The 22,654-nt window shown below is 61.5% G+C and carries 32 protein-coding genes and 1 pseudogene; 6 read left to right on the top strand and 27 right to left on the bottom strand.

The annotated features are described in order from the left end of the window. Positions 1-7: 7 nt before the first annotated feature. The 18 genes from BMY03_RS14890 to BMY03_RS14810 form a co-directional block, all read right to left on the bottom strand. Positions 8-532, bottom strand: coding sequence for a phage tail protein (locus BMY03_RS14890; protein ID WP_094011503.1), 525 nt, complete (start codon positions 530-532; stop codon positions 8-10). After that, a complete protein-coding gene (locus BMY03_RS14885) occupies positions 525-1,694 on the bottom strand; it encodes a baseplate J/gp47 family protein (protein WP_094011502.1) in 1,170 nt (389 codons plus the stop codon). The genes BMY03_RS14890 and BMY03_RS14885 overlap by 8 nt, the downstream gene beginning before the upstream one ends. Continuing rightward, positions 1,691-2,020, bottom strand: a complete 330-nt coding sequence (locus BMY03_RS14880; RefSeq protein WP_094011501.1) for a DUF2590 family protein — start codon at positions 2,018-2,020, stop codon at positions 1,691-1,693. The genes BMY03_RS14885 and BMY03_RS14880 overlap by 4 nt, the downstream gene beginning before the upstream one ends. Beyond that, positions 2,020-4,002 (bottom strand): phage tail tape measure protein, encoded by a 1,983-nt coding sequence (locus BMY03_RS14875; protein WP_094011500.1) that lies wholly within the window; start codon positions 4,000-4,002, stop codon positions 2,020-2,022. The genes BMY03_RS14880 and BMY03_RS14875 overlap by 1 nt, the downstream gene beginning before the upstream one ends. 6 nt (positions 4,003-4,008) lie before the next feature. Further along, on the bottom strand, positions 4,009-4,149 hold the full coding sequence (locus tag BMY03_RS26370; RefSeq protein WP_177182917.1) for a DUF6890 family protein: 141 nt from the start codon (positions 4,147-4,149) through the stop codon (positions 4,009-4,011). 23 nt (positions 4,150-4,172) lie between these two features. Then, a complete protein-coding gene (locus tag BMY03_RS14870; RefSeq protein WP_094011499.1) occupies positions 4,173-4,460 on the bottom strand; it encodes a putative phage tail assembly chaperone in 288 nt (95 codons plus the stop codon). Beyond that, positions 4,457-4,951, bottom strand: coding sequence for a lysis system i-spanin subunit Rz (locus BMY03_RS14865; RefSeq protein WP_094011498.1), 495 nt, complete (start codon positions 4,949-4,951; stop codon positions 4,457-4,459). The genes BMY03_RS14870 and BMY03_RS14865 overlap by 4 nt, the downstream gene beginning before the upstream one ends. Beyond that, complete coding sequence (locus BMY03_RS14860; RefSeq protein ID WP_094011497.1) at positions 4,939-5,469, bottom strand: lysozyme; 531 nt, start codon at positions 5,467-5,469, stop codon at positions 4,939-4,941. Before BMY03_RS14860 ends, BMY03_RS14865 begins: the two co-directional genes overlap by 13 nt. Next, the gene (locus tag BMY03_RS14855; RefSeq protein WP_094011496.1) at positions 5,466-5,672 is read right to left on the bottom strand and encodes a hypothetical protein; all 207 of its coding nucleotides are present in this window, start codon (positions 5,670-5,672) and stop codon (positions 5,466-5,468) included. Before BMY03_RS14855 ends, BMY03_RS14860 begins: the two co-directional genes overlap by 4 nt. Beyond that, positions 5,669-5,881 carry a TraR/DksA family transcriptional regulator gene (locus BMY03_RS14850; RefSeq protein ID WP_094011495.1) on the bottom strand — a complete coding sequence of 71 codons (213 nt, stop codon included), beginning with the start codon at positions 5,879-5,881 and terminating at the stop codon, positions 5,669-5,671. Before BMY03_RS14850 ends, BMY03_RS14855 begins: the two co-directional genes overlap by 4 nt. Continuing rightward, the gene (locus tag BMY03_RS14845; protein ID WP_094011494.1) at positions 5,881-6,330 is read right to left on the bottom strand and encodes a phage protein; all 450 of its coding nucleotides are present in this window, start codon (positions 6,328-6,330) and stop codon (positions 5,881-5,883) included. The genes BMY03_RS14850 and BMY03_RS14845 overlap by 1 nt, the downstream gene beginning before the upstream one ends. 9 nt (positions 6,331-6,339) lie before the next feature. Beyond that, the gene (locus BMY03_RS14840) at positions 6,340-7,446 is read right to left on the bottom strand and encodes a DUF2586 domain-containing protein (protein ID WP_094011493.1); all 1,107 of its coding nucleotides are present in this window, start codon (positions 7,444-7,446) and stop codon (positions 6,340-6,342) included. A gap of 11 nt (positions 7,447-7,457) precedes the next feature. After that, positions 7,458-8,138, bottom strand: coding sequence for a phage virion morphogenesis family protein (locus tag BMY03_RS14835; protein ID WP_094011492.1), 681 nt, complete (start codon positions 8,136-8,138; stop codon positions 7,458-7,460). After that, positions 8,128-8,574 (bottom strand): phage tail protein, encoded by a 447-nt coding sequence (locus BMY03_RS14830; protein ID WP_094011491.1) that lies wholly within the window; start codon positions 8,572-8,574, stop codon positions 8,128-8,130. Before BMY03_RS14830 ends, BMY03_RS14835 begins: the two co-directional genes overlap by 11 nt. After that, positions 8,571-9,032: a head completion/stabilization protein gene (locus BMY03_RS14825; protein WP_094011490.1), complete on the bottom strand. Its 462-nt coding sequence runs from the start codon at positions 9,030-9,032 to the stop codon at positions 8,571-8,573. Before BMY03_RS14825 ends, BMY03_RS14830 begins: the two co-directional genes overlap by 4 nt. Positions 9,033-9,128: 96 nt before the next feature. Continuing rightward, positions 9,129-9,854 (bottom strand): phage terminase small subunit, encoded by a 726-nt coding sequence (gene gpM / locus BMY03_RS14820; protein WP_094011489.1) that lies wholly within the window; start codon positions 9,852-9,854, stop codon positions 9,129-9,131. Continuing rightward, positions 9,854-10,870, bottom strand: a complete 1,017-nt coding sequence (locus BMY03_RS14815) for a phage major capsid protein, P2 family (protein ID WP_094011488.1) — start codon at positions 10,868-10,870, stop codon at positions 9,854-9,856. Before BMY03_RS14815 ends, gpM begins: the two co-directional genes overlap by 1 nt. After that, the gene (locus BMY03_RS14810; protein ID WP_094011487.1) at positions 10,870-11,832 is read right to left on the bottom strand and encodes a GPO family capsid scaffolding protein; all 963 of its coding nucleotides are present in this window, start codon (positions 11,830-11,832) and stop codon (positions 10,870-10,872) included. The genes BMY03_RS14815 and BMY03_RS14810 overlap by 1 nt, the downstream gene beginning before the upstream one ends. Before the next feature lie 158 nt (positions 11,833-11,990). On the opposite strand from BMY03_RS14810, the gene BMY03_RS14805 reads away from it, so the two are divergent. The 3 genes from BMY03_RS14805 to BMY03_RS14795 are packed head-to-tail and all read left to right on the top strand — an operon-like array spanning position 11,991 to position 15,134. Continuing rightward, positions 11,991-14,036 (top strand): terminase large subunit domain-containing protein, encoded by a 2,046-nt coding sequence (locus tag BMY03_RS14805; RefSeq protein ID WP_244891325.1) that lies wholly within the window; start codon positions 11,991-11,993, stop codon positions 14,034-14,036. Next, positions 13,948-14,808 (top strand): phage portal protein, encoded by an 861-nt coding sequence (locus BMY03_RS14800; RefSeq protein ID WP_244891327.1) that lies wholly within the window; start codon positions 13,948-13,950, stop codon positions 14,806-14,808. The genes BMY03_RS14805 and BMY03_RS14800 overlap by 89 nt, the downstream gene beginning before the upstream one ends. Beyond that, positions 14,805-15,134 carry an ogr/Delta-like zinc finger family protein gene (locus BMY03_RS14795; RefSeq protein WP_425311896.1) on the top strand — a complete coding sequence of 110 codons (330 nt, stop codon included), beginning with the start codon at positions 14,805-14,807 and terminating at the stop codon, positions 15,132-15,134. The genes BMY03_RS14800 and BMY03_RS14795 overlap by 4 nt, the downstream gene beginning before the upstream one ends. On the opposite strand, the gene BMY03_RS26640 is transcribed toward BMY03_RS14795, so the two are convergent. The 9 genes and pseudogenes from BMY03_RS26640 to BMY03_RS14750 all read right to left on the bottom strand — a co-directional run bounded on the left by BMY03_RS26640 (position 15,104) and on the right by BMY03_RS14750 (position 20,713). After that, a complete protein-coding gene (locus BMY03_RS26640) occupies positions 15,104-15,316 on the bottom strand; it encodes a hypothetical protein (protein WP_244891329.1) in 213 nt (70 codons plus the stop codon). The genes BMY03_RS14795 and BMY03_RS26640 overlap by 31 nt on opposite strands. Positions 15,317-15,536: 220 nt before the next feature. Continuing rightward, positions 15,537-15,803 carry a hypothetical protein gene (locus tag BMY03_RS14790; protein ID WP_143067550.1) on the bottom strand — a complete coding sequence of 89 codons (267 nt, stop codon included), beginning with the start codon at positions 15,801-15,803 and terminating at the stop codon, positions 15,537-15,539. Positions 15,804-16,044: 241 nt separating this feature from the next. Further along, positions 16,045-16,189 (bottom strand): annotated as a pseudogene (locus BMY03_RS26810) (Arc family DNA-binding protein); the annotation flags it as partial. Positions 16,190-16,203: 14 nt separating this feature from the next. After that, a complete protein-coding gene (locus BMY03_RS14775) occupies positions 16,204-16,443 on the bottom strand; it encodes a hypothetical protein (protein ID WP_094011483.1) in 240 nt (79 codons plus the stop codon). Between the two features lie 67 nt (positions 16,444-16,510). Then, positions 16,511-16,705 (bottom strand): carbon storage regulator CsrA, encoded by a 195-nt coding sequence (gene csrA, locus BMY03_RS14770; protein ID WP_094011482.1) that lies wholly within the window; start codon positions 16,703-16,705, stop codon positions 16,511-16,513. Next, positions 16,699-16,980 (bottom strand): hypothetical protein, encoded by a 282-nt coding sequence (locus BMY03_RS14765; protein WP_094011481.1) that lies wholly within the window; start codon positions 16,978-16,980, stop codon positions 16,699-16,701. Before BMY03_RS14765 ends, csrA begins: the two co-directional genes overlap by 7 nt. Beyond that, a complete protein-coding gene (locus BMY03_RS14760; protein WP_244891324.1) occupies positions 16,977-17,339 on the bottom strand; it encodes a DUF7673 family protein in 363 nt (120 codons plus the stop codon). Before BMY03_RS14760 ends, BMY03_RS14765 begins: the two co-directional genes overlap by 4 nt. 452 nt (positions 17,340-17,791) lie before the next feature. After that, entirely contained in the window at positions 17,792-20,485 is a 2,694-nt protein-coding gene (locus BMY03_RS14755; protein WP_094011480.1) for a toprim domain-containing protein, read from the bottom strand. A gap of 9 nt (positions 20,486-20,494) precedes the next feature. After that, positions 20,495-20,713: a hypothetical protein gene (locus BMY03_RS14750; RefSeq protein ID WP_094011479.1), complete on the bottom strand. Its 219-nt coding sequence runs from the start codon at positions 20,711-20,713 to the stop codon at positions 20,495-20,497. Between the two features lie 89 nt (positions 20,714-20,802). On the opposite strand from BMY03_RS14750, the gene BMY03_RS14745 reads away from it, so the two are divergent. Genes BMY03_RS14745 through BMY03_RS14735 form a run of 3 tightly spaced genes read left to right on the top strand, consistent with a single transcriptional unit; the run spans position 20,803 to position 22,653 of the window. After that, the gene (locus BMY03_RS14745; protein WP_094011478.1) at positions 20,803-21,039 is read left to right on the top strand and encodes a helix-turn-helix domain-containing protein; all 237 of its coding nucleotides are present in this window, start codon (positions 20,803-20,805) and stop codon (positions 21,037-21,039) included. 23 nt (positions 21,040-21,062) lie between these two features. Next, positions 21,063-21,593, top strand: a complete 531-nt coding sequence (locus tag BMY03_RS14740; RefSeq protein ID WP_177182915.1) for a WYL domain-containing protein — start codon at positions 21,063-21,065, stop codon at positions 21,591-21,593. Between the two features lie 7 nt (positions 21,594-21,600). After that, the gene (locus tag BMY03_RS14735) at positions 21,601-22,653 is read left to right on the top strand and encodes a phage integrase (RefSeq protein WP_094011476.1); all 1,053 of its coding nucleotides are present in this window, start codon (positions 21,601-21,603) and stop codon (positions 22,651-22,653) included. The last annotated feature ends 1 nt before the right edge of the window (position 22,654 follow it).

The following is a 22,654-nucleotide window of genomic DNA, read 5'->3' as shown; positions in this document are numbered from 1 at the left end:
GGAGTTCCTACAGGCGTGCGACGAGCGTCTGCTGGTCGTCGTTGAAGTGCACCAGGGCTACGCCCATGGTCACGGGGGTGATAGTCACGAAGTCGTAGCGGCGGCAGGTGCGACCGTATTGCTGGATCAGAACGCGCAGCAGCTCCGGGTTGTCGGCCAGCTGGTTGTTGCTGAGCTTGAGCAGGACCACGTCCCAGTCCCGGTCTGGCTTGCGCTCCTCGATCTCGACATAGCCGACGCCCAGGCGCACCAGTATCCGCTTCATGCCGGCGGTGCTGCCGGCGTCCACTGCGTTGACGAAGGCGTGCTTGACCCGGAGCCGGTACAGCGACTCGGGCTCACCCTTGAAGCGGTTGATGTCCCGCTGCCAGGCCAGCAGGTCCAGGATGGTCAGGTGGCAGGTCTCGGCGTCGAGCTGCAGGAGCGGCCAGCGCAGCCAGCCTTCGACCTTTTCCCACCAGGATTGCGCGGCCAGCTTGAGCTTGGTCAGCTCGGTGCCGGCGAGCCAGAATTTCAGATCGAGCTTAATCACGGGGCACCACCTGCAGCGTCCGGATGCGCGGAATGCTCAGCTCCGACACGATGTCGGCGTTCTCGAAGTGCAACGACTCAATGCCGGCGAACTGCTGATGCAACTCCTCGCCCAGGCGGCTGAAGGAGAACCGCGCCTGTGGGTAGGTCAGTGTGGCCGTGTACTCGCTGTTTTCCCGGAATGCGGCGCGGATGAACTGGCCCACATCCGCCTCAAGCTTGTTGCGTTGCTCGGAAGTTAGGGTGGAACGGGGCCACAGCTGCACCACCAGGTCGTGGAACGTCTCGGGCATGACCATCACCAGCAAGTCGTCGCCGTGGCCGTGGTTGCCCTCGTCGCGGATGTGGGCATTGATCTGCGCCAGGTAGGTATCCGCCGGCACGCCGGCGTCGAACAGCACATAGGCGTTGGCGCTGCCTGGGCCACGCGGTGCGCCATGTTGGAAGTAAACGCCATCGGGACGCACACCCGGGAAGGCCGAAATCATGGCGCGGTAGACGGCGTCGGTGTGGTACTGGTTGACAGCGCTGAACTGGTTGCGGGTGCGCAGACGCAGCTCGTCGTCGGGTTCAGGATCCGCGCCCGGGGTAGCCAGCCAGCTTTCACCGTTGGCCACTTGGGCGATGCCCTGAACCGGCACCGGCAGAATCGCGTAGTAACCCGGGGCCAGGTTGAACCCAGACCCAGCCTCGACGGCCTCGACTGGGATGTCCAACTGCATCAGGCCGTCGCTGAACTGGCCTTCTGCGGTGGTCACCAGCTGGTAGACACGCCCGTTGATCGCCGGCGACTGGACCACGGCGCCGGCAGGCACCACCAGCGTTCCGCCCGGCGCGTTGCGGGTGAACTGGATCACGCCAGTGGCCTTGGTCGCGCCTTTGCGCGTGACATCCACCGCCCAGGCCAGCATTTCCAGCCAGCTACCGGTCGCTGTTTTGACGAAGAAGTTGGGCAGCACGGTACCGCTGACAAAGCCAAGTAGCCACAGCACTGGCTTCGTCACCAGGGCGGTAACCACCCGCCAGAACGGCGAGTAGGCGCTGGTGTTGCTCAGTTTGCTGCCCTGGGCGGCCACTTCCGCCTCCCAGGCTTGGCGCAGGCCCGCCTCGGTGGTCGGAATGCCGGCGTCGGCCAGCGCCTGCTGGAAATCGACGTCGCTCATGCCGACACCCCGCTGACTTCAACCATGCCGAACTCCAGGGTGGTGGCGGTGACCAGGAACACACCAGGCTCCTGCTCGATGATCTGCGCGGTACCCGGCACCAGGCGCTCGTCGTTCTCCACCAGCAGCTCCAGCTGCTGGATGCAGTCGCGTTGTCGCAAGCGGTCACGCTCGGCCACCAGAGTGATCAGCAGGCCGCTGTCGCGGATCATGTGGGCGATGTCCTGGGCGATGCTCGCACGGTCGGCGATCGGCTCGGGCTGGCGGGCCAGGTCCAACACCAGGTCGTTGTCCTGGATAAGCAGGTCGATGTACTGGCCGTCCATCAACCCACCGCCATTTCAAGCATGCCTTCCAGGCGCTGAGCGTCCATGGGCTGGCTGTTGTAGATGTTCACGTTCTCCACCTTGTTGCCGGTGTTGGTCTGGTTGCTGGTGTTCTGGATGCTGCTCAGCAGCCCGCCCTTGGGCACGGCGTTGGGTCGCGCCGGCGCAAGGCTTGGTACCGAGGCGCTAAGAGCCTGCTGGGCGTTCTGCGAGACACTGGCGGTCTCACCAGCCATTGCCGCCTGGTCGGCACCGGGGATCGTCGGCATGTCACCGAGGCGAGTTTCGATGTTCACGCCGGGGATTTTGTTGATGAGTTCGATCAGGCCATTGATTGCGTTCTGGAAGATCGAGACGATGCCGTCCCAGGCGGCTTTGGCAATGCCGGACCAGCCGCCCATGGTGTCGAACCATGCCGAGAGGGCCTGCAACTGCTCGCTGATCAACTGAAACGCGGCGGTGTTCATGAGGGCCGTGGTCCATTCGTCCCAATAGGCAACTGCCGCAACCACCAGGGCGATCAGCGCGGCGATGCCGATCACGATCAGCCCAACCGGGTTCGCACTGAGGGCCGCGTTCACCAGCCAGATCACGCCCTGCCAGGCGAGCATCGCCACGCGCACAAGGCCCATCCAGGTGTACATGGCGACCATGCCGGCCACGAACAACGTGAACATCACGGTGTGGTACAGGAACATCGCGATGCTCTTCCAGCCGGTCCAGGTCAGCACTTTCCAGATCGTGACCAGGGACAACCAGGTCGACCGGCCCAGGCCTACAGCGAAGGTGAGCAGGCCCATGCCGGCAGCCATGCCGAGGATAGCCAGCGTAGCGAACCCGATCACGCGGGTGATGTTGGGGAACAGCTGGGTCCAGCGGGTCAGCGTGCTGGCGATGCCGACCAGACGGTCCATCAGTGGGGTAAGCACGGGAATTAGCGATTGGCCGAAGGCGATGCGCAGGGCCTGTACTGCGGCGCCGAACTGCTGCCAGGGGTCAACCATGGCCTTAGCCATGCGCTCGGCCTGCTCGAGCCCGTGTACTTTTCCCAACTGCTCGATGCCGTTGCGCAGCCGTCCGGTATCTGCGGCGAGGGCGCCGATCACCTGGGCGCCCTCGCCGCCGAAGGCCTCCACCAGCTTGGTGTTTGCCGCCGCGCCCTTGAGGTCGCCGTACTTGCCCTCGAGCTTGCCTAGGATGTCGAGCATCGGCAGGGCCTTGCCATTGGCGTCGGTGAACTTCATCCCCAGTTTGTCGCCGGCGTTGGCGATGTTCTCGAAGAACGCCTTGTAGCGCCCGCCGGCGTCGCCGCCTTCCATGGTTGACGAGAGGGTACCGATCACCGCCATCTGTTCGGCCAGGTCGACGCCGGAGGCCGTGGCGATCGCGCCGGCCTCCTTGAAGGCGTCCTTCATGGCTTCACCGGAAGTGCGGAATAGCTGAGTGGCCAGCGCTGTCTGCCCGCCCAACTTCTCGACCCACTGGTTTGCGCCCATGGCGTCAGCCTGCTGCTTCTGCAGGTTGTAGAGCGTGCCGACGTACTCGCTCATCACTTCCTTGTCGGCCTTGGTGGCCTTGGCCAGCACGGCGCTGGTGTTGGTGAAGGTGGCCAGCTGGGTGCCGGCCAGGCCTTCGACCGCGCCCTGAATCTTGTACGCCGAGGCGACGAACTCCTGGGCGTTCTCGCCGTAGGCAACTGAAAACTCCAGGGCCTTGGCGTTCAGCGACTCCAGGGCGTTCTCGGCTACACCCAGCGATCGGACGTCGCCCAGGGCGCGGTTCATCTCCAGCGCGGGCTCGAGCGATGCGTTGATGGCGACGAAGCTGCCGGTCACGCCCGCCAGGCCGATGCCCATCTGCTTGAAGTTCTCCTGGCTCTGGTCCGCCAGGTCGGAAAAGGTCGTCTTCACCTTGCCGATCGGCGCGGTGACCTTGTCGGTCAGTGCCAGGATGAAGTCCAGGCGAGAGGAGCGGTCAGCCATGGGGGGTTATCCGTTGAGTGCATGGGCGATGCCGTTGGCCACGGCGATCTCCATGCGTCTCCAGTGTTCATCGTCCAGCCACTTGGCCAGACCCATGTTCTCAATCGACGGCTCAGCGCCGGGCAGCCAGCGCTGAGTGATGGCCATCAGTTGGCCCAGGCCGTTTTCGGTCAGGCGGTCAGCGTGCTCGAGGACTTTTTTACGATGATTTCAACGTTCGGGCCGTACTCCTCGAGCAGCGCGCCGGCCAGTTGCATGGTCATCACCGGGTTGCCCAGGAATGGCTTCAGGGTGGCGCGCTGCTCCTGGTCCACGGTGGTGACCAGCAGGTTGTTGGCCGGCGCGACTTTGTTGTTCTGGTTCAGGCTGTTGAAATACTTGGTCACGTCGGCCGGGGTCAGGGTGAAGGTGAATTCCTGTTCGCCCAGTTCCAGGGTGATCTCGCGGCGGTCGGTCATTGTGTTGCTCCAGTAGTGGTTGGGGTGTTGGTGCAGAAGCTGCGTTCGCGCTCCTGCAGGCCGAGGATCATTTGCCGGCTGAGGGCGAGCTGATCGCGGAGGGTGAAATAATCCGGTCGAGCGTCTGCTGCGAGTTCGGCGGTTCCTGCATCAGCCACGCCGGCGCCGGCGGAATCGGTGCGCACTGCGGCGTTGGGGCAACTGGCTTTGACGAGCAGCCGCTGATCGCGAAGATCAACAGCGCGCTGCAGAACCTGGTTGTTCTTGAGCACATTGCTCAGCTCCTGGGTGTGTTTGCTGTCCAGGGCGGCGGCTTGGGCCAGCCGCTCACCGGTGATACGGGCGGCTTCGCGCAGGCCTGCCGCCTCGTCCTGGGCCTGGTCGCGCTCCGATCGGGCGGTGTCGCGCTGCTCCAGGACCCGGTCGAACAGCAACCAGGTGGCGCCGGCCAGCAGCAAGGCACCCAGGACCTGCTGGATCAGGCGGCGCATAGCTGCGCCTCCTCGAGCCGGCGAGCATGTAACCCGGGCACGAACCGCTTGTTGCCCTTGGCGTCGGTGACGTACGCCCAGACCGGGCGGCCATCGGCGCCCCAAGCCAGCGCCCGGCAGCCTTCCTTGATGCGCCCGGCGTTGATGAGCCCCACGGCGCGGCTCGCGCAGGTCGACGGCACGCCGACGTTGTGGCCGTGGCTGCTCAGGGCGTCGAACGTGTCCTGGGTGATGTTGGGGTTGGTCAGGCAGTCGGCCAGGGCCAGTTGGCCCTTCTCGACCACCAGCTTTTCCACCTCGGCGCAGCGCTCGGGGGACCAGTAGTCGCCCACGATCACCGGGTAAGGGCTGGTATGGCGGGTGACGCCCATGCATACAGTCGGCAGGCCCCGTGCCAGCTTGTCGGCGTAGACCACGTTCTGACCCTCGCCTTCCCACTTGCCCAGGAACGCCATCAGCGTGCTGCTGCCCAGCACCAGGGTGATAGAACCGGTGATAATCTTGTTGCGCAGGCTCATGGCTTGATCTTCCAGTTGCGCAGCATCTGCCGGTACTTGGGGGCCAGCAGCAGGATCTGCAGCACCATGTAGAGCGCGGTCAGCATGTAGGCGACCGACGACCAGTCGACGGTGCCTGTCGCGCCGGTGGCGGCCACTCCGATCGCGGGTGCCGCCTTGGCAACGGCAATGGCGGTGTCCTGGGCAGCTTGATTCGCGCTCATCGCTGGCCCCCTTTCTCGAAAGTGGATTGGCAGGCCACGCAGCGCGTCTTCCCACCCAGGGCGCGGCGCGCCTCCGGGATCGGGCTGTCGCAGTCCTCGCAATGGGTCAGGCTCGGCCCGCTCGACGGCGCGTTGGCCAGGGCGGCGGCGATCGCCTGGTCACGCTGACGCTGTTCCAGGGCTTGTGCGCGATCGAACGGGCAAACCATCAGCTCAGGCCCTCGATCTCGGACGCGGCCAGGTACGGCACGCCATTGATGTGGATGAAGTCCGGGCTGGTGACGTCGAACGGCACCTTGTGCTTGGACTTCTCGCCGCCCTTGGGGTCGACGCTGAGCAGGCTGGAAACCTTGAGGCGACAGCCGAAGGCCTCCACCTTCAGCTCCTGGTCACCTGCAGAACCGAAAAACACGGTGTCGAAGACGCTCAGCTGGCGGAAGCTGCCGGCAGTGCGGGCGGCCTCAATCAGCAGGTTGAAGTTCATGCTGTCGAACTCGAATTCACCGCTGGCCGTCACGTCGCCGTCGACATAGCCATCAGGCACGCCCCGGGTTTGCGCCACGGCGCTGTTGTCGGTGATATCCAGGGTGCAGGACTCGACGTGCACCTGCAGGTCGCCCAGGGCGATATCGAAGTTCTTGCCGCCAATGCGGGACATACGGGCTCCTTACTCGTTCGAAAGGTCAAGTGCGATGTTGGCGGTGAGGTCTTTCGGGCAGTTCAGCGGGGTGAGCTTGATGTACACCTCCACCCGGGTCTTGGTGACCCAGGTCAGGACGATGTCGCCGTCCTTGGGCTGCTTGATCTCGCCCGGGAACTGTTCGCCGGCGAAGGTGGTGGCCTTGGCCATCACGCGCAGCGGCTTCATGAAGGCGGTGACCGCTGCTGCCATGCTGGCCGGGCTGTTGTTCAGGCGGCGATCGCCCACACGGCGGATCAGCAGCGGGCGGATCTGCCGGGCAGCCTTGTCGGCCAAGCGCAGGTACTCGATCACCAGGTAGTCGCTGCCCGGGGCGTCGAGCATGTTGCCATCGCCCCAGTAAACGCCTGGATAGTCTGGGTAGGTCTGCGAAACCGAGAGCCGGTCGGCGTCCAGGGCGGCGCGGATGGCAGACGGCAGCGGGATGCCTTCCTTGTCCTTCGGCACCGCGCCGAGGCCCAGGACGGCGCCGGTGGCCACACGCATGGGGCTGTCAGCGATGCTGACGGCAGCGTTCGCCAGACGCCCGGCCAGCACGCCCAGGTCGTTGTCGTGCAACTGGGGCACAACCAGGACACGCGGCGCCACCAAGTCCTTGGTGATCGCTTTCTGGGCTGCGGCGTACTCCGACCAGGTCTGTGCGGCGCTGATGCCGACAGTAGCGGCCATGACGAACAGTCGGCGCCCGTAGGTGTTGATTACCGAGGTTGCCGCGTCGTGCATTGCTGACAGCTCGGCGCCGGCGGTGACTGGGGTGGTAATCACGACCGCTTCCACGGAGTAGCCTTGCTGTTGGGCCTTCTCCAGCGCGCTCTGCCAAGTGTTCTCACCGCCGATCGGCGCTACCAGGCAGGCCCAGCGATCGCCACCATTCAGGCGGGCGGCGGTCACCTGGGTTTTCAGGTCGCTTGCCGGCACGCCCAGCATGGCGTCCAAGTCGCTGTCAGTGTTGAGCTGCAGCAGCTGTCCGACGTTCTTGCCGGCAGGGCCGATGAAAAGGAAATAGCGCTCGATCTCGGTCACGGCACCCTGGCCGAGGTTGAGATTGTTCACGCTGACTTTGCCGAGTGCCATGTGATGCCTCGTTAACGGGGTGAGTTGATGATTTGATCAAGCAGGAGGTTGAGCAGGTCGCGGTTCTCCTGCTCGTTGCCAGCGCCCAGGAACTGCCGCTTGGGCAGCTTGATTTCCCAGCTCTGCGCGCCGGTGGACTCGCCGCGTTCCTCGTCCAGAACGCGGATCAGCACGCCGGCCTGCATGTAGCTGACGTTCTCGAGGATCCATGACACTGGAGGACGGCTCAGCCGCTTCTTGCCGGCCTGGCGCACGCGAAAGCCCAGTCGGCGTAGCCGCTTGGCCTGCTTGTCGGTGCTCTTGGCGCCTTCCTCGACTCGGTTCCAGCGGCGCATCTGCTGCGCGGTGCGGCGTTCGGATGCGCCGTTGTGCTGCTGGGAGGCCACCCAACTGGTCAGGTTGTTCTTCCAGCCCAGGACGGCTTCATCGGCATCCACGCGGGTGACCTGCAGCAGCTTGCCCAGGCCTGCCTCCATCTTCTTCCTGCCAGCGTCAGCATCGCGACGTGGGGCGAATGGCGAGCCGTCCAGGTTCTGCTGGTTGCGAATGCGCTTGCGGCTCAGGCTTCGGGCACGGGTGCCCAGGCGGTTGAGCAGGCGCCGGCGCAGCTTAGGCGGCAGTACCAGCAGATCTAGCAGGGCCTGTGCATCGAGCAGGCCGCGCACGTCCAGGTCGAGGGTGCTACGCGCCATGCGCCACCTCGCCCTGTTCTGCCACCCACAGCTCGGCCTGGCCCAGGCCGTACTTCTTGCCGCCGGACTCGATCTGACCGTTCGGATCCTCGACTAGGTGCTGCCCTTCCTCGAATTCGATGGTCAGTTCTACGTCGAACAGGTCGTTGTCCAGGGGCTCGACGGCAAAGGCCGGTACCGGCATACCGTCGTCGCGGTCGGGGTCGTTCGACTCCAACCACGAGCCGACCAGGGCCATGAGCAGCGCGGGGTTACCGGCGAAGCGCTCTAGGACGAGCACAGCGCGATAACGCATGTCGCCCATGTGCATGCCGCCGTTGCCGGTGGGCTTCCAGATCAGATCCAGGTTCACCTGGTCGACCCAACTGTCCAGCTGCTCAGGCAGCACCAGGTTCTGCTCCTGTAGGTACGCCGTCAGGGCGCGCAGCAGGTTCACAGCAATGCCGCCGTGATGCGGCTGCGGCCCTGCAAGGCACGGACAGCGGACTGGCTGAAGGCCAGGAAGGTATCGGCACGCTCTGGGGCTTCCTTGCCGGTATTCTCGGCCACCTCGCGACGGGTAACGGTCGCAAAGTCGGTCAGGGCAGTGGCCTTGGCCCGGCAGTACACGGCGCGCTTGTACAGCTTCACTTTGTAGGCCCGCTCCTGCAGGAGCAGCGGGTCAGCGGTAGCCACCTCGGTGATCCCGAGGCTTTGCCAACTGGCCATCAGACGGGCCAGGTCGCTGTTCACATCGCCCATGGCCAGTTCAAGTTGAGTGACCAGCACCTCGCTCAGGTACTCACCCGGCAGACGGTAAGCCTTCTGGTATTCAGCCAGCGAGAGGTCCGGCCAGAAGCCGTTGTTCTCGATGGTCTGCTCTACGACCGTGGTGGGTTTGCCTGAAAAGCTCATCGCTGGTCACTCGAAAAGGGCGGGAGACACCGTTGCCACGGGATGGGCCATAAATGGCCAACTCGTTTCACGGGTTCCCGCTGGGGGGGTAGCCGGTTATTCAGTGCCGCCGACGGCGGCTTGCTGCTTGTTCAAAGCCTTGCGGGCGTTCTCGATACGAGTGCCTACGCCGACCTTGGGATAGAGCGCCTGGGCACGTTCCAGATGCTCGATCGCCTTGTTCCACTCCTGGGCCTCCAGTGCACGGATGCCGATCAGCTTGTGGAATTTGGCCGGGATCTGTTCTGTCAGCTCCCACTCGCCATCGACACGCGGCAGCAAGTTGGACAGGTACGGCTCTGGGCTGCGCTTCGCCTGATACTCGCCATAGGCCCACTCGCAGATGGCATCAGCGACAAAGGTCTGGATGTCGCGGCGCTTGAAGCGCTCAGGCATTTCCTGCCCCTGCTCGATCGCGATGTCTGCCAGCTCCAGGGCGTCCTCGAACTGAGCGGTATCGAACAGCCAGACCATGACCTGGACGAGCACTCGGTTTGGAAAGACCAGGCCGGACTCGACATAGCGCTGGACGTAGTCCTGGTACTTGGGCAGCAGCTCGTTGCGCTTGAGGTCCTGGCGAGTGGAAAGGCCCTTGATATCGCTCAGGCGGGCCAGGTCCTCGCCCAGGCCGACCTCCATCAGGGCCAGATGCTTGGCGGCATTAGCCGGGCTGCTCAACGCCTCGCTGGGGGAGTAGGGCAGTGCGGCAGCGGCCAGGCTGCTGGCCAACACCGCCACGCCTTCCTCCAGGATCCGCCGTTTGTGGGCCAGAGCCAGGCTCATCACACAAGCTCCACAGAGCTGGCTTCGAGGCCGGCGAACTTACCCAACTGCTCGATCACGTAACCTTCGTTGCGCCCGTTGTAGTCCTCGGTACGGGAGCGTTTCGGGTTCTCGATCAGGTGGCGCCGCCAGCTGGTGTCCTGGAAGTAGATGGACAGGTTGTCCCAGGAGGTAATGACGATGCCCTTGCTTGGGAAGAACGGGATCAGGAAGGACGGCAGCCCGCCATACGTGGCGATCACCTGGGCATCCTCGATGCGCTCTTTCTCGGTCGGTGTCTGGCCCTGGGCGGCGTACAGGCGGCCCTTGTCGTGGGCCAGCAGATCCGAGCCGACGATGGCCACCAGGTCGCCCTCGTCGCGGAATACCGGGTCGATCATTTGCTTGACGTCATGCACCGCGGAGTCGAGGTTTTCGTAGTCGCCGCCTTTGCCCAGGGTGATCTTCTTGGCTGGGTCCGACTTCAGGATCTGCTCGGGGATCTGCTCGCGGGCGATCTGCAGCCAACCCTTGTTCACGTCCTGGAGCATCGGGAAGTTGGCCAGGTCGGTCTGCTTCGCTGCACTGAGGCCATGCCAGCCGATCATGATGCGGTCCAGGGCGATACGCTTCTGCACCGCCGCCAGGTAGCGCTGGGCAAAGTCCGGGAACTTGGCCCAGGCGTCGATGGTGGCAAACTTCAGCGCCACGTCAGTCTCGGTGTGGAACAGCTCGTAGGTGTTGTTCTTCAGATCGAGCAGGTGGCGCGGCTCGCGGTCGTTCTTGTCAGTGTCGGTGCGGCTGGTGGCCGGGCCATTCAGGCCCAGTAGTACCTTCTCGCCCTTGATCTCGCTGACCGGCACGACGTTGATACGGCCCAGGAAGTCCACCCGCTCGGTGATCTGGTCGTTCAGCTCTTGGGCGTGGGTTGGCTCCACGGCAAAGGTGCGGGCGGCGTCACCGGTGTTGTACGCCTCGGCCAGATCCTCCTGGAGCTGCAGGTATTGCGCTGCAGCGCGCTGCGAGAGGGCGGCCATTAGCGCAGGCCCTTGCCGCGTTTGGTGTTGGCCGGGCCGGTGGTGCGTGGTACCTGACGGCGGTTCGATGCCTGGTTGAACATTTGGGTCATCGTTTCCTGCAGTTCATCCATACGGGCGCTCAGCTCCTTGACCTGCTTGTTGCCGCCCTTACCACCCTTGCGGTTGTATTCGCGGTTTTCGTCGGCTTCATCCACCACGTCCTGGACAGCGGCGCCCACGGCATCGACAGCGTCCTTGTTCTCGCTGTCGTCCACTTCTTCCACGACCGGCTCAAGCACGGCCTGCATGCCGGCCAGCAGGATCACGAATTGGTCATACAGCGCTTTCAGCGCCTTGGCAGTTGCTTCATCCATTGGTTGGTTCTCGTCGGGTGAGGGGGTATCAGGGGTGGTGATGTCGGCGAAGCGCTTGCACAGGCCGGCCAGTCCGGAAAAGAAGCGGCGCAGCTCGCCCTGTTGCTGGCCGCTTTCGCGCAGGGAATCCAGGGGCACAGCGGCGCAGTAGTAGGAGGTCTTGGCGTAGCGGTGCCCCTTGCGGGCGCCACGGGAGAAATACAGCTCTTGGGTGCCCAGGCTGGCGGGTGAATCGGTGACGGCCAGGCCGGTGAGGTAGAAGCGACCGGTGTTGGCGAAATTCGGGGTGATCTCCACGCTGGTGAACAGCTTTTCGCCCTGGTCGTTCAGGTGCAGCAGCTTGTCGTTGGGCTTGAGCTGCGCTTCCAAGGCCACCTGTCCGGGCTCCAGCTCGGGGTCGTCGTTCTCGGTGACCAGGCGCACGGCGAACACGGTGCCGTGGGAGCCTGGCCAGCGTTCATGCTCGCTCCAGATCACGGCGGTGTAGGTGGTGAGCTTGTAGGTCTCGGCACAATCGACCAGTTCCTGCACGGTGATCTCGCGGTTGTCGGCGGTGTAACCGCTGAGCGCGACACGCTTCCAGTAGGAGACAAGGGAACGGGGCATTGTGGGTGGCTCGGTGGTGGTCGATGAGCGCCACGATAGGGAGCCGGTCGGCACCGGCCAAACGCTTTGTTTGAGCGAAATTCCTATTTCCACGATCTAGGAATTTCACGCAGTTTTACCCCGCGTTTTCAGGTTTTTCGCCGCATAGACTGCGGCCCATGAACTACTCCATCGAAGTCAAAGAGGCCGCTAAACGCCTCTACCTGCGCCGAGCATCGGTGAAGGAAATCCAGGCTCAGCTGAAGCTGCCCAACGTGCGGATCATTTACTACTGGATCCGACAGGGCGGCTGGGACGACATGCTGACGGATGAAGAGCCGGTGACCGCTGTGAGCCGGCGAATCACCCTCATCCTGGAGAAGCAGGAAACGCTGACGAAGGCCGAACTGGACGAGCTGGACCGTCTGACCTCGATCCGCGATAAGTTGCTGAAACAGTCGAGCCGGCCACCTGCGCCGGCGGATGGCGATGCCCCGCGCAAGCGCCAGGAGCGCGACCAGGCGCCGAACCAGGAGCGTCGCGAGCGGGGCAGCAAGAAGCGGGAAAAGGCGCTGAAGAACGACATCAGCCAGCTGACCGAAGTGGACTTCCTGGAGAAATTCACCTCCAGGATGTTCAACTACCAGCTGGAGCTGTTCGAGGCCAAGAAGAACCCGCTGACGGCGCGGATCCGCAACATCCTCAAGTCTCGGCAGATCGGCCTGACCTACTACTTTGCTGCCGAGGCCTTCATGGACGCGGTGTTGACGGGGGATAACCAGATCTTCCTGTCGGCCAGCCGTGCCCAGTCCGAGGTGTTTCGCAGCTACATCGTGGAGTTTGCCAGCAAGTGGTTCGACATCGAGCTGACCGGCAACCCGATCAAGCTCAGCAAGGACGGCAAGCCCTGGGCCGAACTGCGTTTCCTGTCCACCAACGCCAACACCGCGCAGAGCTACCACGGGCACCTGTACGTGGACGAAATCTTCTGGATTCCGCGCTTCGACAAGATCCAGGGCGTAGCCAGCGGTATGGCCGCCCATGCGAAGTGGCGGCAGACGTATTTCTCGACCCCCAGCGCGGTCACCCATGAGGCCTATCCGTTTTGGACGGGCGAGACCTTCCGCAACAGCAAGCGGGCCAAAAAGGCCGGCGTCTGGCCCAGCGATGCCGAGGTCCACGCCGGCACGCTTTGCCCGGATGGGCAGTGGCGCAAGATCATCACCCTGGAAGACGCCATCGCCGGCGGCTGCAACCTGTTCGATATCGATCGCCTACGCCTGGAGAACGACGAAGAGCGTTTCGAGCAGCTATTCATGTGCAAGTTCATCGATAGCACCCAGTCAGCGTTCGCGCTGGCGGACCTCGAAAGCTGCTACTCCGACCTCGGTTTGTGGGACGACTACAAGCCCCACGAAGACCGTCCGTTTGGTGATGCCCCAGTGTGGCTGGGATACGACCCCAGCCGAACCCGGGACGATGCGACCTGTGTGGTGGTGGCTCCGCCGGCGGAGCAGGGCGGCAAATTCAGGATCCTGGAAAAGCACAGTTGGCGGGGGCAGTCGTTCACCTACCAGGCCAACCAGGTGAAGTTGCTTACCGAGCGCTTCAACGTGCAACACATCGGTATCGATACAACCGGTGTCGGCATCGGCGTGTTCGACCTGGTGCACGACTTCTACCCCCGCGCCACGCAAATCCACTACAGCCTGGAGACCAAAACCACGTTGGTGCTCAAAGCCCAAGACGTGATTCGTGCGGCGCGGATCGAGTGGGACGCCGGCTGGACCGACATCGCCCAGGCCTTCCTGACCATCAAGCGCGGCACCACCGGCGGTGGTCAGATCACCTTCAGTGCGTCCAGGACGGATGCCACCGGCCACGCCGACATCGCCTGGGCGGTGATGCACGCCCTGCACAACGAACCCCTGAACACCAACCGGCGGCGCCGTAGCCGCTACCTGATGAGCGCTTCCCATGCCCAATCGACGCAGAAAAACCCACCCCACCCAGCAGAGCGCGGAACAGCGAACGCGGGTGTTCACGTTCGGAGAGCCGGAACAGGTGCTTACTGCCAACATGGGCGAGTACCTGGGCGTGTTTCCCACCGACGACGGCCGCCTGTACAAACCGCCGGTGTCGCGGATTGGTCTGGCCAGGCTGTTGCGTGCCAACGCGCACCACGGCGCCATCCCCAAGTTCAAGCGCAACCTGCTGCTGCGTGAGTTCATCCCCTCGGCAGGCTGCAGCACCCATACCATGGGCTGCGCGGCGATGGACTACATGGTGTTCGGGGAAGCGTTCTTCCTGGTGCACTTCAACTTCGCGGACCACGCCCTGGAGCTAGAGCACCTGCCGGCGCTCAACATGCGGGTAAAGGTGGATGGCGGCTTCACCATGTTGCTGCCGCACAGCAAGGAAGAGGAGTTCGAACAGGACGAGGTTATCCACATCAAGGACTACGACGTGGAGCAAAACATCTACGGCGTGCCCGACTACCTGGGCGGCCTGCAGGCGCTGCTGCTCAACGAGGCCGCGACCTTGTTCCGCCGGCGCTACTACAGCAACGGTGCCCACGCGGGTTACATCTTCTACACCAACGATCCCAACCTGTCGGAGGAGGACGAAGAGAACCTGCAGGCGCAGATCAGCGCGAGCAAAGGTGTAGGTAACTTCCGCTCGATGTTCGTCAATATTCCCGGGGGGCAGGAAAATGCGATCAAGATTATCCCTGTGGGAGACTTTCAAGCGCGGGACGAATTGGAAAAGGTGAAAAACATCACCAGGAACGACATTATCGCGGCCTGGCGCATGAATCCCGCGTTGGCAGGAATCATTCCAGAAAACTCCGGCGGGTTTGGTGATATCGAGAAAATCGACCGTGTTTATACCAACAATGAGATCAAGCCGATCTGCCAGTTGTTCGACCAGGTCAACGAACTGCTGCGAGAGGATCGCCGTATAAGTTGGCGTGAGCCTGCGCCAGTTGCGCAATGAATCCATGGCCTAGGCGGCAGCGGGCACTTTCCTGTGGCAGAATAGTGCCCAATTTGGAACCGGGGTGGGTTATGCGAGTGTACTGCAGGGAATGTGGCGGAAAGTGCCGGATCTCTTCCAGGAACGATATCTCCAAGGAGTTCGTTTCCCTCTACTGTGACTGCCAGGACTGTGGCCATCGCTTCGTGTCGCATCTGACGTTTTCCCACACGCTGCGGCCGTCAGAGCAGATGATGGACCGCCTCGTGTTCGACCGCCTCAGCAGCATGAGCCGGACCCGGCAGCAGGAGATATTTCAGCAACTCGGCGTCAACGATGCACGATAGCGCTTGAATCGAACTTCGATGTCTGTGTACTCCCGCATCAACTCCGACGACAACTGAATCAGGCCAATCCTGCCTCGTGGGGAAAGTTCAGCAACATGCACGTCGGTCAGAAGCGCCAACATGTTTCCGTGGCTTTCAATGTCGTCGGCCAGCTCAGTGAGGCAAGGGGCTGGGTGTGTCATGGCGTAACTCCGTTTGCATGATGGCACATGGCTAATATTTTGTGATCCAAAGTTTCAGTTCGTCAAGAATTTTAAGCGTGTTGAATTTCTCTCGTAAGTGTGGGATTTGGTTTCTTGATGGCAAGCTCAATCAGCGCTTGTGGATAACTTTGCATGAAATAACAAAAATGAGCGCCGCAGCGCTCATTTTGATATCTAATGGATGCCTAGTAGATATCTATTAAGTATCCTTTTGGTATCCCTCTAGTTTGTATTTAAGAGAGTTGATGCGGACAACACCAAATTTCCTGTCCCCTGTGTTGTTCTCGAAGTTGACCACCAGCATGTCAGCGGGCAGCGGAATCATCACGGTGCCGTCGCCAGGGTCGTGGTAAAGCCGTTGGGTCGCTTGCATCAGAAAGAAGTCTTCAGGCAGGGCCAACTGACGCCGCGCCTCGTCAATCTCGATGTCTGTCACCGCGACCAGGTTGCCGTCGATCAGCATCACGCGGCCCCCTTCAACTGCAGCCGCGATTCCAGCTCCTCGATCCTGCGCAGCAAGATGCCGATCATGCGGGCCTGCTCGTCGTTGAGCTGATCCACGACGGCGGAGCGCTTGAGCCGGTCGGTAATTTCGCCGTTCACTGACCGCTCGTTGAGCTGGGCCAGGCCGCTGATTTCATTGGTGACAACCTCAGGCAGAAACACCGTTACCGCGCCGGCCTGGTGCATGTCGTTGTCAGCGTCGATCGACTGCGTGAGGCGAGCGACGATTTCCGAATTCATGCTGCGGTGCGCGGCGCTCGCCACTGCGGCGATGCGGCCTCTCAAGCCGTCAGGCAGGCGGATCACGAACTTGTCAGCGTTGCGGGAGTTGGTGTGTGTTGTTGTCATCGATGCATGCTCCTTCAGATCAGGTTGGTGCGTGGCGATGCCGCCAGCAGTTGGTGGACCAGGGCGGCGTCCTGGGCGGACAGGTCGCCCTGTAGGCACGCCGTGTGGGTCACGTTCTCCAGCTGGCTCCTCGCTTCCCGCGTCTTCATGACTAGGAAGCCAATGAGGGCGCCGCCGACAATGGCGGTCGCCTGCAGGTGGCGCGGCGTTGTGGTAGCCTTCGAACCGCTGCTGCTTGGGGTGGATGCTTTCAAGGGTGTTTCTCCTTCTCGTAGTGGCTGGTGCCTGGAGTTGCCGCTCCTAGGCACCGTCAATTCCCAACTAGCCCTGCAGGGCTGGATCAAGCTGCGCGCTCTCGCGATAGATGCGCTCGTAGACCTCCTGGCGGTGCACCTCGACGGCGTCTGGCGCGGTTACGCCAATGCGCACCTGGTTGCCCTTGACGCCCAATACCGTGACTTGAATGTCGTCATCGATGCGGATGGTTTCGCCAATACGGCGGGTCAGAATCAGCATTTCGGTTTCCTTCTGAATTGGTTCTGTTGAACGGAAAGCGCGGCAGCGGTGAACACGGGGCGCAGCTCGCTACGCACTTCGAAAACCCCAAGATCCGAGCCGTCCACCTCCACCAGGTGGATCAGGCTTAGGACGGGCGGCATTACGTCCTGCCGTTGTCGCCAAAAGTCGCTGGCCACCAGTTCTGCCAGGTCCTCCGGTCGTGCTCTCTCCAGGTAGATCGAGGGCAGCGGCAGTTCGCTCGGGGTGCCGTTGACCAGATAGCGCACGATCATTCCCCGACGACCTCCGGCGCCCATCGCTCGATCAGTTGCTGCCAAATTTGGTTGCCACCCTGGATGCGTTCGTGGACCTCTAGGTCCGGGGTGTAATCCATCATCAGCACCTTCAGGCAGTCCTCGAACAGCGGCAGGTCCAGGCCGCGCAGGGCGCTGAGTTCAAAGGGGAAGTCCTCGCCGTTGTAGACCCCCAGCAGGAACCGGCCCAGGACGCGGCTTTGGCCGGTGTCGCGCAGGGCAAGGGGCACCAGGCGGTGTAGAGCCTGGGTGCCAGCGGTGACGATTGCGGGCAGGCGCTGCTGGTGGGCCTGGGCTTCGGCCATGACGGTGGCCAGGGTGCGGTTGTTGTTGTGCATGACGTCTCTCCTTGAGCGGGTGAAAAAATCACCCGTGTGTAGTCCCCCGTTTTGTCCGGAACATCCGGAACATTGTCGGGGGCGTTTTCTGGAGGCCTTGAAATACGTGGCTTCCAGCTTTTCCAAAACGTTCCGGTACTACCGGAACATGCCGGAACGTGGTTTTCCGTGATAATCGCTGTATCCCGCATGGTTACTGGGCTGCAGCTGAAGTTGACTCAAGGGTCAAAAGCGGAACATTTCCAGAACATGCCGGAACGGAATATGTTCCGGTGCGTTCCGGTCTGTTCCGGTGCTACCGGAACGTTTTTTTTGATTTAACTACCTGTATTTATTGATTATTTTTCTCTTAAGTTAGAAATGTTCCGGATGTTCCGGACAAAACGGGGGGCTCCGCACAAATTCCTTTCAACCCCATGGAGCCCTCCCCACAGGAGCAAACCCCCAACGTTTCAAGCCCCGCCACGCTTGCTGAAGAACCACAGGTTCAGGGACCGCTTCTCTATGCGTGACCGTGCTTTGCGCAGCTCGATGAACTTGTGGGTTGTGCTACTGGCGAGAGCTCGACGCAGCTGTGTATCGGGGATTACCTCTTGGCCGGCCATCCTGCAGCGCTGCTGGAAGTGCTCGATGTTGATGGCGATCAGCTCTCTGTCGGTGCTGTGGTTCAGCGTCTCCCGGGTTTCCTCCCGTTCACCGTCCGCGTCGATCGTCGTCACCATGTCCTCGTTCAAGTAGTGGTAGATCTGCCAGAACTTCGCGGCCGTGGGGTCTTCCGACTTGCAGCGCTGCTGCCGATCGATGGCGCGGGACTCGATGTGTGCCGCCAACTGGTCCAGGTCATGGTTGCTCCAGTCGGGGAAAAACATCTGTGTGGCGTAGGCTGCTGCCAGCACTTGGGCGTGGGATTGGTAGATCCGCATTTCGCTGATGGCGGGGTTCTCCATCAGCTTGCGTTCGAATCGTTGGAAGGCCTCGAAGTACCGGTCCAACCATGCCTTTTCATTGGTCAGGCAGCGGCGCAGGTAACCGCCGAGTTGCGTGGCCTTCATGGCCTTGAGTCGATCGGCTTTGGGCTTGAGGGCGAGGCTGTGGCCTTCCTTCGTGAAGTGGAAGTGCACAATGCGCGATAGCGTTGCTTCGTCACCGGTGACGCTTGCGTTCTGTGCGATGGCCAGCGCGCCGCGCCAGAGGTCCACGCGCTTCTCGTTGCCCGTTGTTTTCGCGCCCGTAACTCGTAGCTGGGCGTGATAGTCGAACATCGGCTTGACGTCGTCCCAGGTGAATTGGATGGTCACGGTACGGCCCTGTGCATCGATGTAGGTGCGGTCGGACTCGATCAGCACCAGCGGCAGGTTGCTGACCTCTGCGAACGATCGCAGCAGGCCCACAGCACTGGCGCCAGATCCGCTTGGCTTGATGCCCTCGGTGTTTTCGCGTCCCAGCAATCGCCAAAGGAAGCGCAGTAACATGGATTTGCCAGAGCCAGGTTCACCGCTCAGCTCAAGGAAGCCGAACGACGCCTGCTGACTGGCGATCTGCTGCACGAACAGGGTCGCGGTCCACCAGGACAGAGCGGCGAGCCCATTCAAACCGGTGACGTCCACGAAGTCGCGGAACCAGGACGGATCGAACTCGTCCCCACGCTCGAACTTGACGGTGGCCAGGGCGGTCTTGATCCCTCGGCCCTTAACCTCGATGAAGCCATGGCTGTTCACCTGCAGCTCGCGCCCGCCCTGGAATCCAAAGTCAGGGAAGCAGTAGGTGCCGGTGTCTTCGTCATAGCCGAGAAACGGCAGGCTTCGCACGGTTCGAACGGGGCGGTACTCGTCGTTCAGCCACTTGGCTTTGAGCCAGGCCAGCTCTCGAGCGCCGCCTTCGAAGTTGCCGCCAGGCGTGAAGTCCAGCATGCCCTTCACAAAGCCTCGAGGATCTGCGATCGACCCCGAGGACAGCGCAGCCTGGCAGTTGCGTGTTTGGTCCGGGAACGCAAAGCTGAAGTGGTAGCGCTGCTCCCCGGTGATGACGTCCTTCTCCAGGTAGTCGAGATCCGGGACACAGTTCGATACCTGCTCCACTTTCGACGCGCCAAAGAAGATGTCCCGATTGCCTTCCAGCTTTTCGTCGCCCAAGGCCTTGGTCAGCTCGGCCTGGTTGACCCGGACAGAGAACAACTGGTTGTTGAACTCGACCAGGTAGAAGCCTGCCGGTTTGCGCAGGTACACCAGGTAGGCGAGTTTGCGGGCACTTTCGGCGGTGAATAGGCGCCCGCGATAGCAGGCATCATCAATGAACAGCTGATCGAGCTTGCCGTCTCTGTAGACGTCGTCCCAGTCCAGCTTTCCAGCCAGCGCGACCCAGCCGATTTCCTTCCTGGAGCGCAGCTCTTTCAGGTGCTTGCGGATGTAGGTGCGGCCTGCCTTGTCGTCGTCCAGGGCTATTACCCAGGTGACGAGCTTGCCCGCATTGGCCTCGACAATGTCCCAGGGGAAGTTCACACAGCTGATCGCGGCGATCGTTTTGAAACCGGCCAGGTGCAGAGCGATGGCGTGAAAGATGCCTTCTACGATGTACACACGGTCGTGCTTTTCGATCGTCTGCCCAGGTGGTATCCAGCCGGCGTTGGTGTAGCGCATGCCAGCCTTGATACCCGCCTTCTGGTCCTCATTGCCGGCGATGGCACGCGCATCAATGATTCGCTCCCAATACCCGTCACAGAGCGGGAAGCGGACGGTGTCGGCCCATATCCCGGAAGGCTTCATCTGGCGACGGCCCTGGACGTACCAGCCTTTGAGTTTGCTGATATCGAAGCCGCGGGCCCGGCTCAGGTAGGCGTCAGCGGTGGCGTTGGGGTTCTCGGGTGTGGACGGGAAGCGCTCACTCAGGTTTTCGAACAGGTGCTGATAGCGATCGCGGGTGCGTTCCTCGTAGCCGCAGTTGTTCAGCCTGTTGCACTTGAGCTGATAGGGCTTCTCCTTTTTGACGAAGACAGAGCGTTTACCGCAGCTCGGGCACATGCCCTTGTTCAGGTACTCCTTCGTCTCGTCCTTGGCCTGGAAACCCAGCTCCGGATCGTGTTCGAGGGCGGGAATCACGTCCTCAAGGTAGATGCGGTCGAAGTGCTCCGGGTTGATGCGTGCGCTCATTTTCGACCCTTACCGCTTGGCTTCTACACGAACACGTTCTGCTTGCTCGGCCGCTTCCATAGCGAGGTGGACCATGTTGATCAGGACTGCCGACTTCGAGCCCTCGACTTTGGGGCGGATGATGTAGCGGCCCAGCTCGATCTCGCGACGAATGGCGGAGTCGGACTGGCCGGAGCGCTTGGCGTACTCGCCTACGGTGACGTAGGGCGTGTCGATGGCGATCTGCATTCTGTTAACCTCTTGGCAAAATATTGGGGCTAAATGTTCCTTGCGAGGAACATTGTTGTTCCGTGCAAGGAACAAGTCAAGAGGACGTGATGGATTTTCCAACCAAGCTCAAAGCAATTCGGAAAGCCGAGGGACTGACGCAGCGAGAGTTCTGCGAGGTGCTAGATTTCAGCGAGAGCACCTTCAGAAAGTACGAGGCGGGGATCATCGAGCTGGGGGCGCCGGCGCTGCTCAAGATCGCCAATCACCCCCGCTTCAAGAAGTACACGCTATGGCTGATGACGGGGGATACCGCCCCGGATGGCGGACAAATCAGCCCACGCTGACACACAACGACAAGGACAGATTTATGAACAAGGAATACCCATCGTTCAAGGCGCCCATGGGCGGCGTTGTAGTGATCGATCTGCTGATGCTTTGGTACTTTGACTGGGCCACCTGGGCCTGGGTCGTCGCGGTAGTGCTTGTTTTTGCCGTGCTCGTCGGATGGCTGAATGAAGCGCTAGAGGTTCATCGTGCGAACCAGGAGTACACCCCCCAACGCGAATTGGGTGCAACGGGGTACCAGCCTGCCCCCTCGACCTATTCGGACTCCGACGATGATGACTTGATGGATAGCGGTCGGGTGCTGTGGCAAGGGCAACGACAGATCAGGTTCGCGTACCAGAGTTTCGAGACCGGCGATTCAGATCGCGAAGTCACGGTACACAAGGTTGTTTCTAAGGGGCGGGGCAACAGCAGCACCTACTTCAAGGGCTTCTGCCATATGCGAGGGGAGCCAAGGACCTTTCGCCTCGATCGTATCAAGGGGCGGGTCACCGATACTTCCACCGGTAAGATGGCCACTTTCCGACAGCTGTTTGAGTTGAGCTCACGGTAGGCACCGTATGTCGATAAAAAAGCAGGACGACGGTCAGTGGCTTGTCGATTGCCGCCCCGAGGGTCGAGCGGGCCCGCGCATTCGCCGACTGGTGAAGTCGAAGCAAGAAGCTATGCACGTCGAACGCCGGATAATGGGTGATGGTTCCAAGGGCGAGTTCAAGAAGGCGCCGAAGTTGGATGAGCGGAAACTCAGCGACCTGGTTCGACTCTGGTACCGGCTGCACGGTCAAAATCTCAAAACCGGCGAAGAACGTCAGCGCCTGCTGCTAGCCATGGCCGAGCGGATGGGTGATCCGAAGGTGCACAAGTTTACGGCTCATCATTTTGCTGCCTACCGAGCGGAGCGTGCTGAGGGTAAGCACACAAGAAGCACGCCAGGTCGAGGCTTTAGCAAAAAAGAGGGAACAGTTAAGCCGATAAGCTCAAACATGCTCAACCATGAACTCGCCTACCTACGAGCGGTGTTTAACGAATTGGAGAGACTCGGAGAATGGTCCGGTGAGAATCCGCTGGCCAAAGTCCGTAAGCTCAAATTCGATGAGACAGAAATGGCCTTTCTTGATGTCGAGCAGATTCAGCCGCTGCTCGATGCCTTGGATGCGAGGGATGCAGGTGTCAGGTTAATCGCTGAAGTTTGTCTTGCTACAGGTGCCAGGTGGGGGGAGGCCGAGGGGCTTTTACCACGCCAGGTCAGAAACTGTTTGATTCATTACAGTAAGACTAAGTCTAGTAAGAATCGCACCGTTCCGATTACTGAAAATCTACAAAAGCGTTTGAGTGCTTCATTACCTTTCAAATCAAGCTATTCCAAGTTTCGGGATGTTGTGGTGGAGATCGGCCTGGAGCTTCCGGAAGGGCAATTGACTCACGTACTGCGTCACACTTTTGCTAGTCATTACATGATGAATGGTGGCGATATCTTAACCCTGCAGCGTGTTTTAGGTCACGCAACATTAGCAATGACCCAGAAGTATGCGCACTTCAGTCCCGGTCATCTGGCTGAAGTTGTAGCGCTTAATCCTTTGGCGAAGCTCGATGTTGAAATGTTGGAGAAATAGA

The sequence above is a fragment of the Pseudomonas soli genome, assembly GCF_900110655.1.
In the GTDB taxonomy this organism is placed as follows: domain Bacteria; phylum Pseudomonadota; class Gammaproteobacteria; order Pseudomonadales; family Pseudomonadaceae; genus Aquipseudomonas; species Aquipseudomonas soli.
The sequence above is the reverse complement of the archived record's forward strand: the minus strand, read 5'-3'. Positions and strand labels throughout refer to the sequence as shown.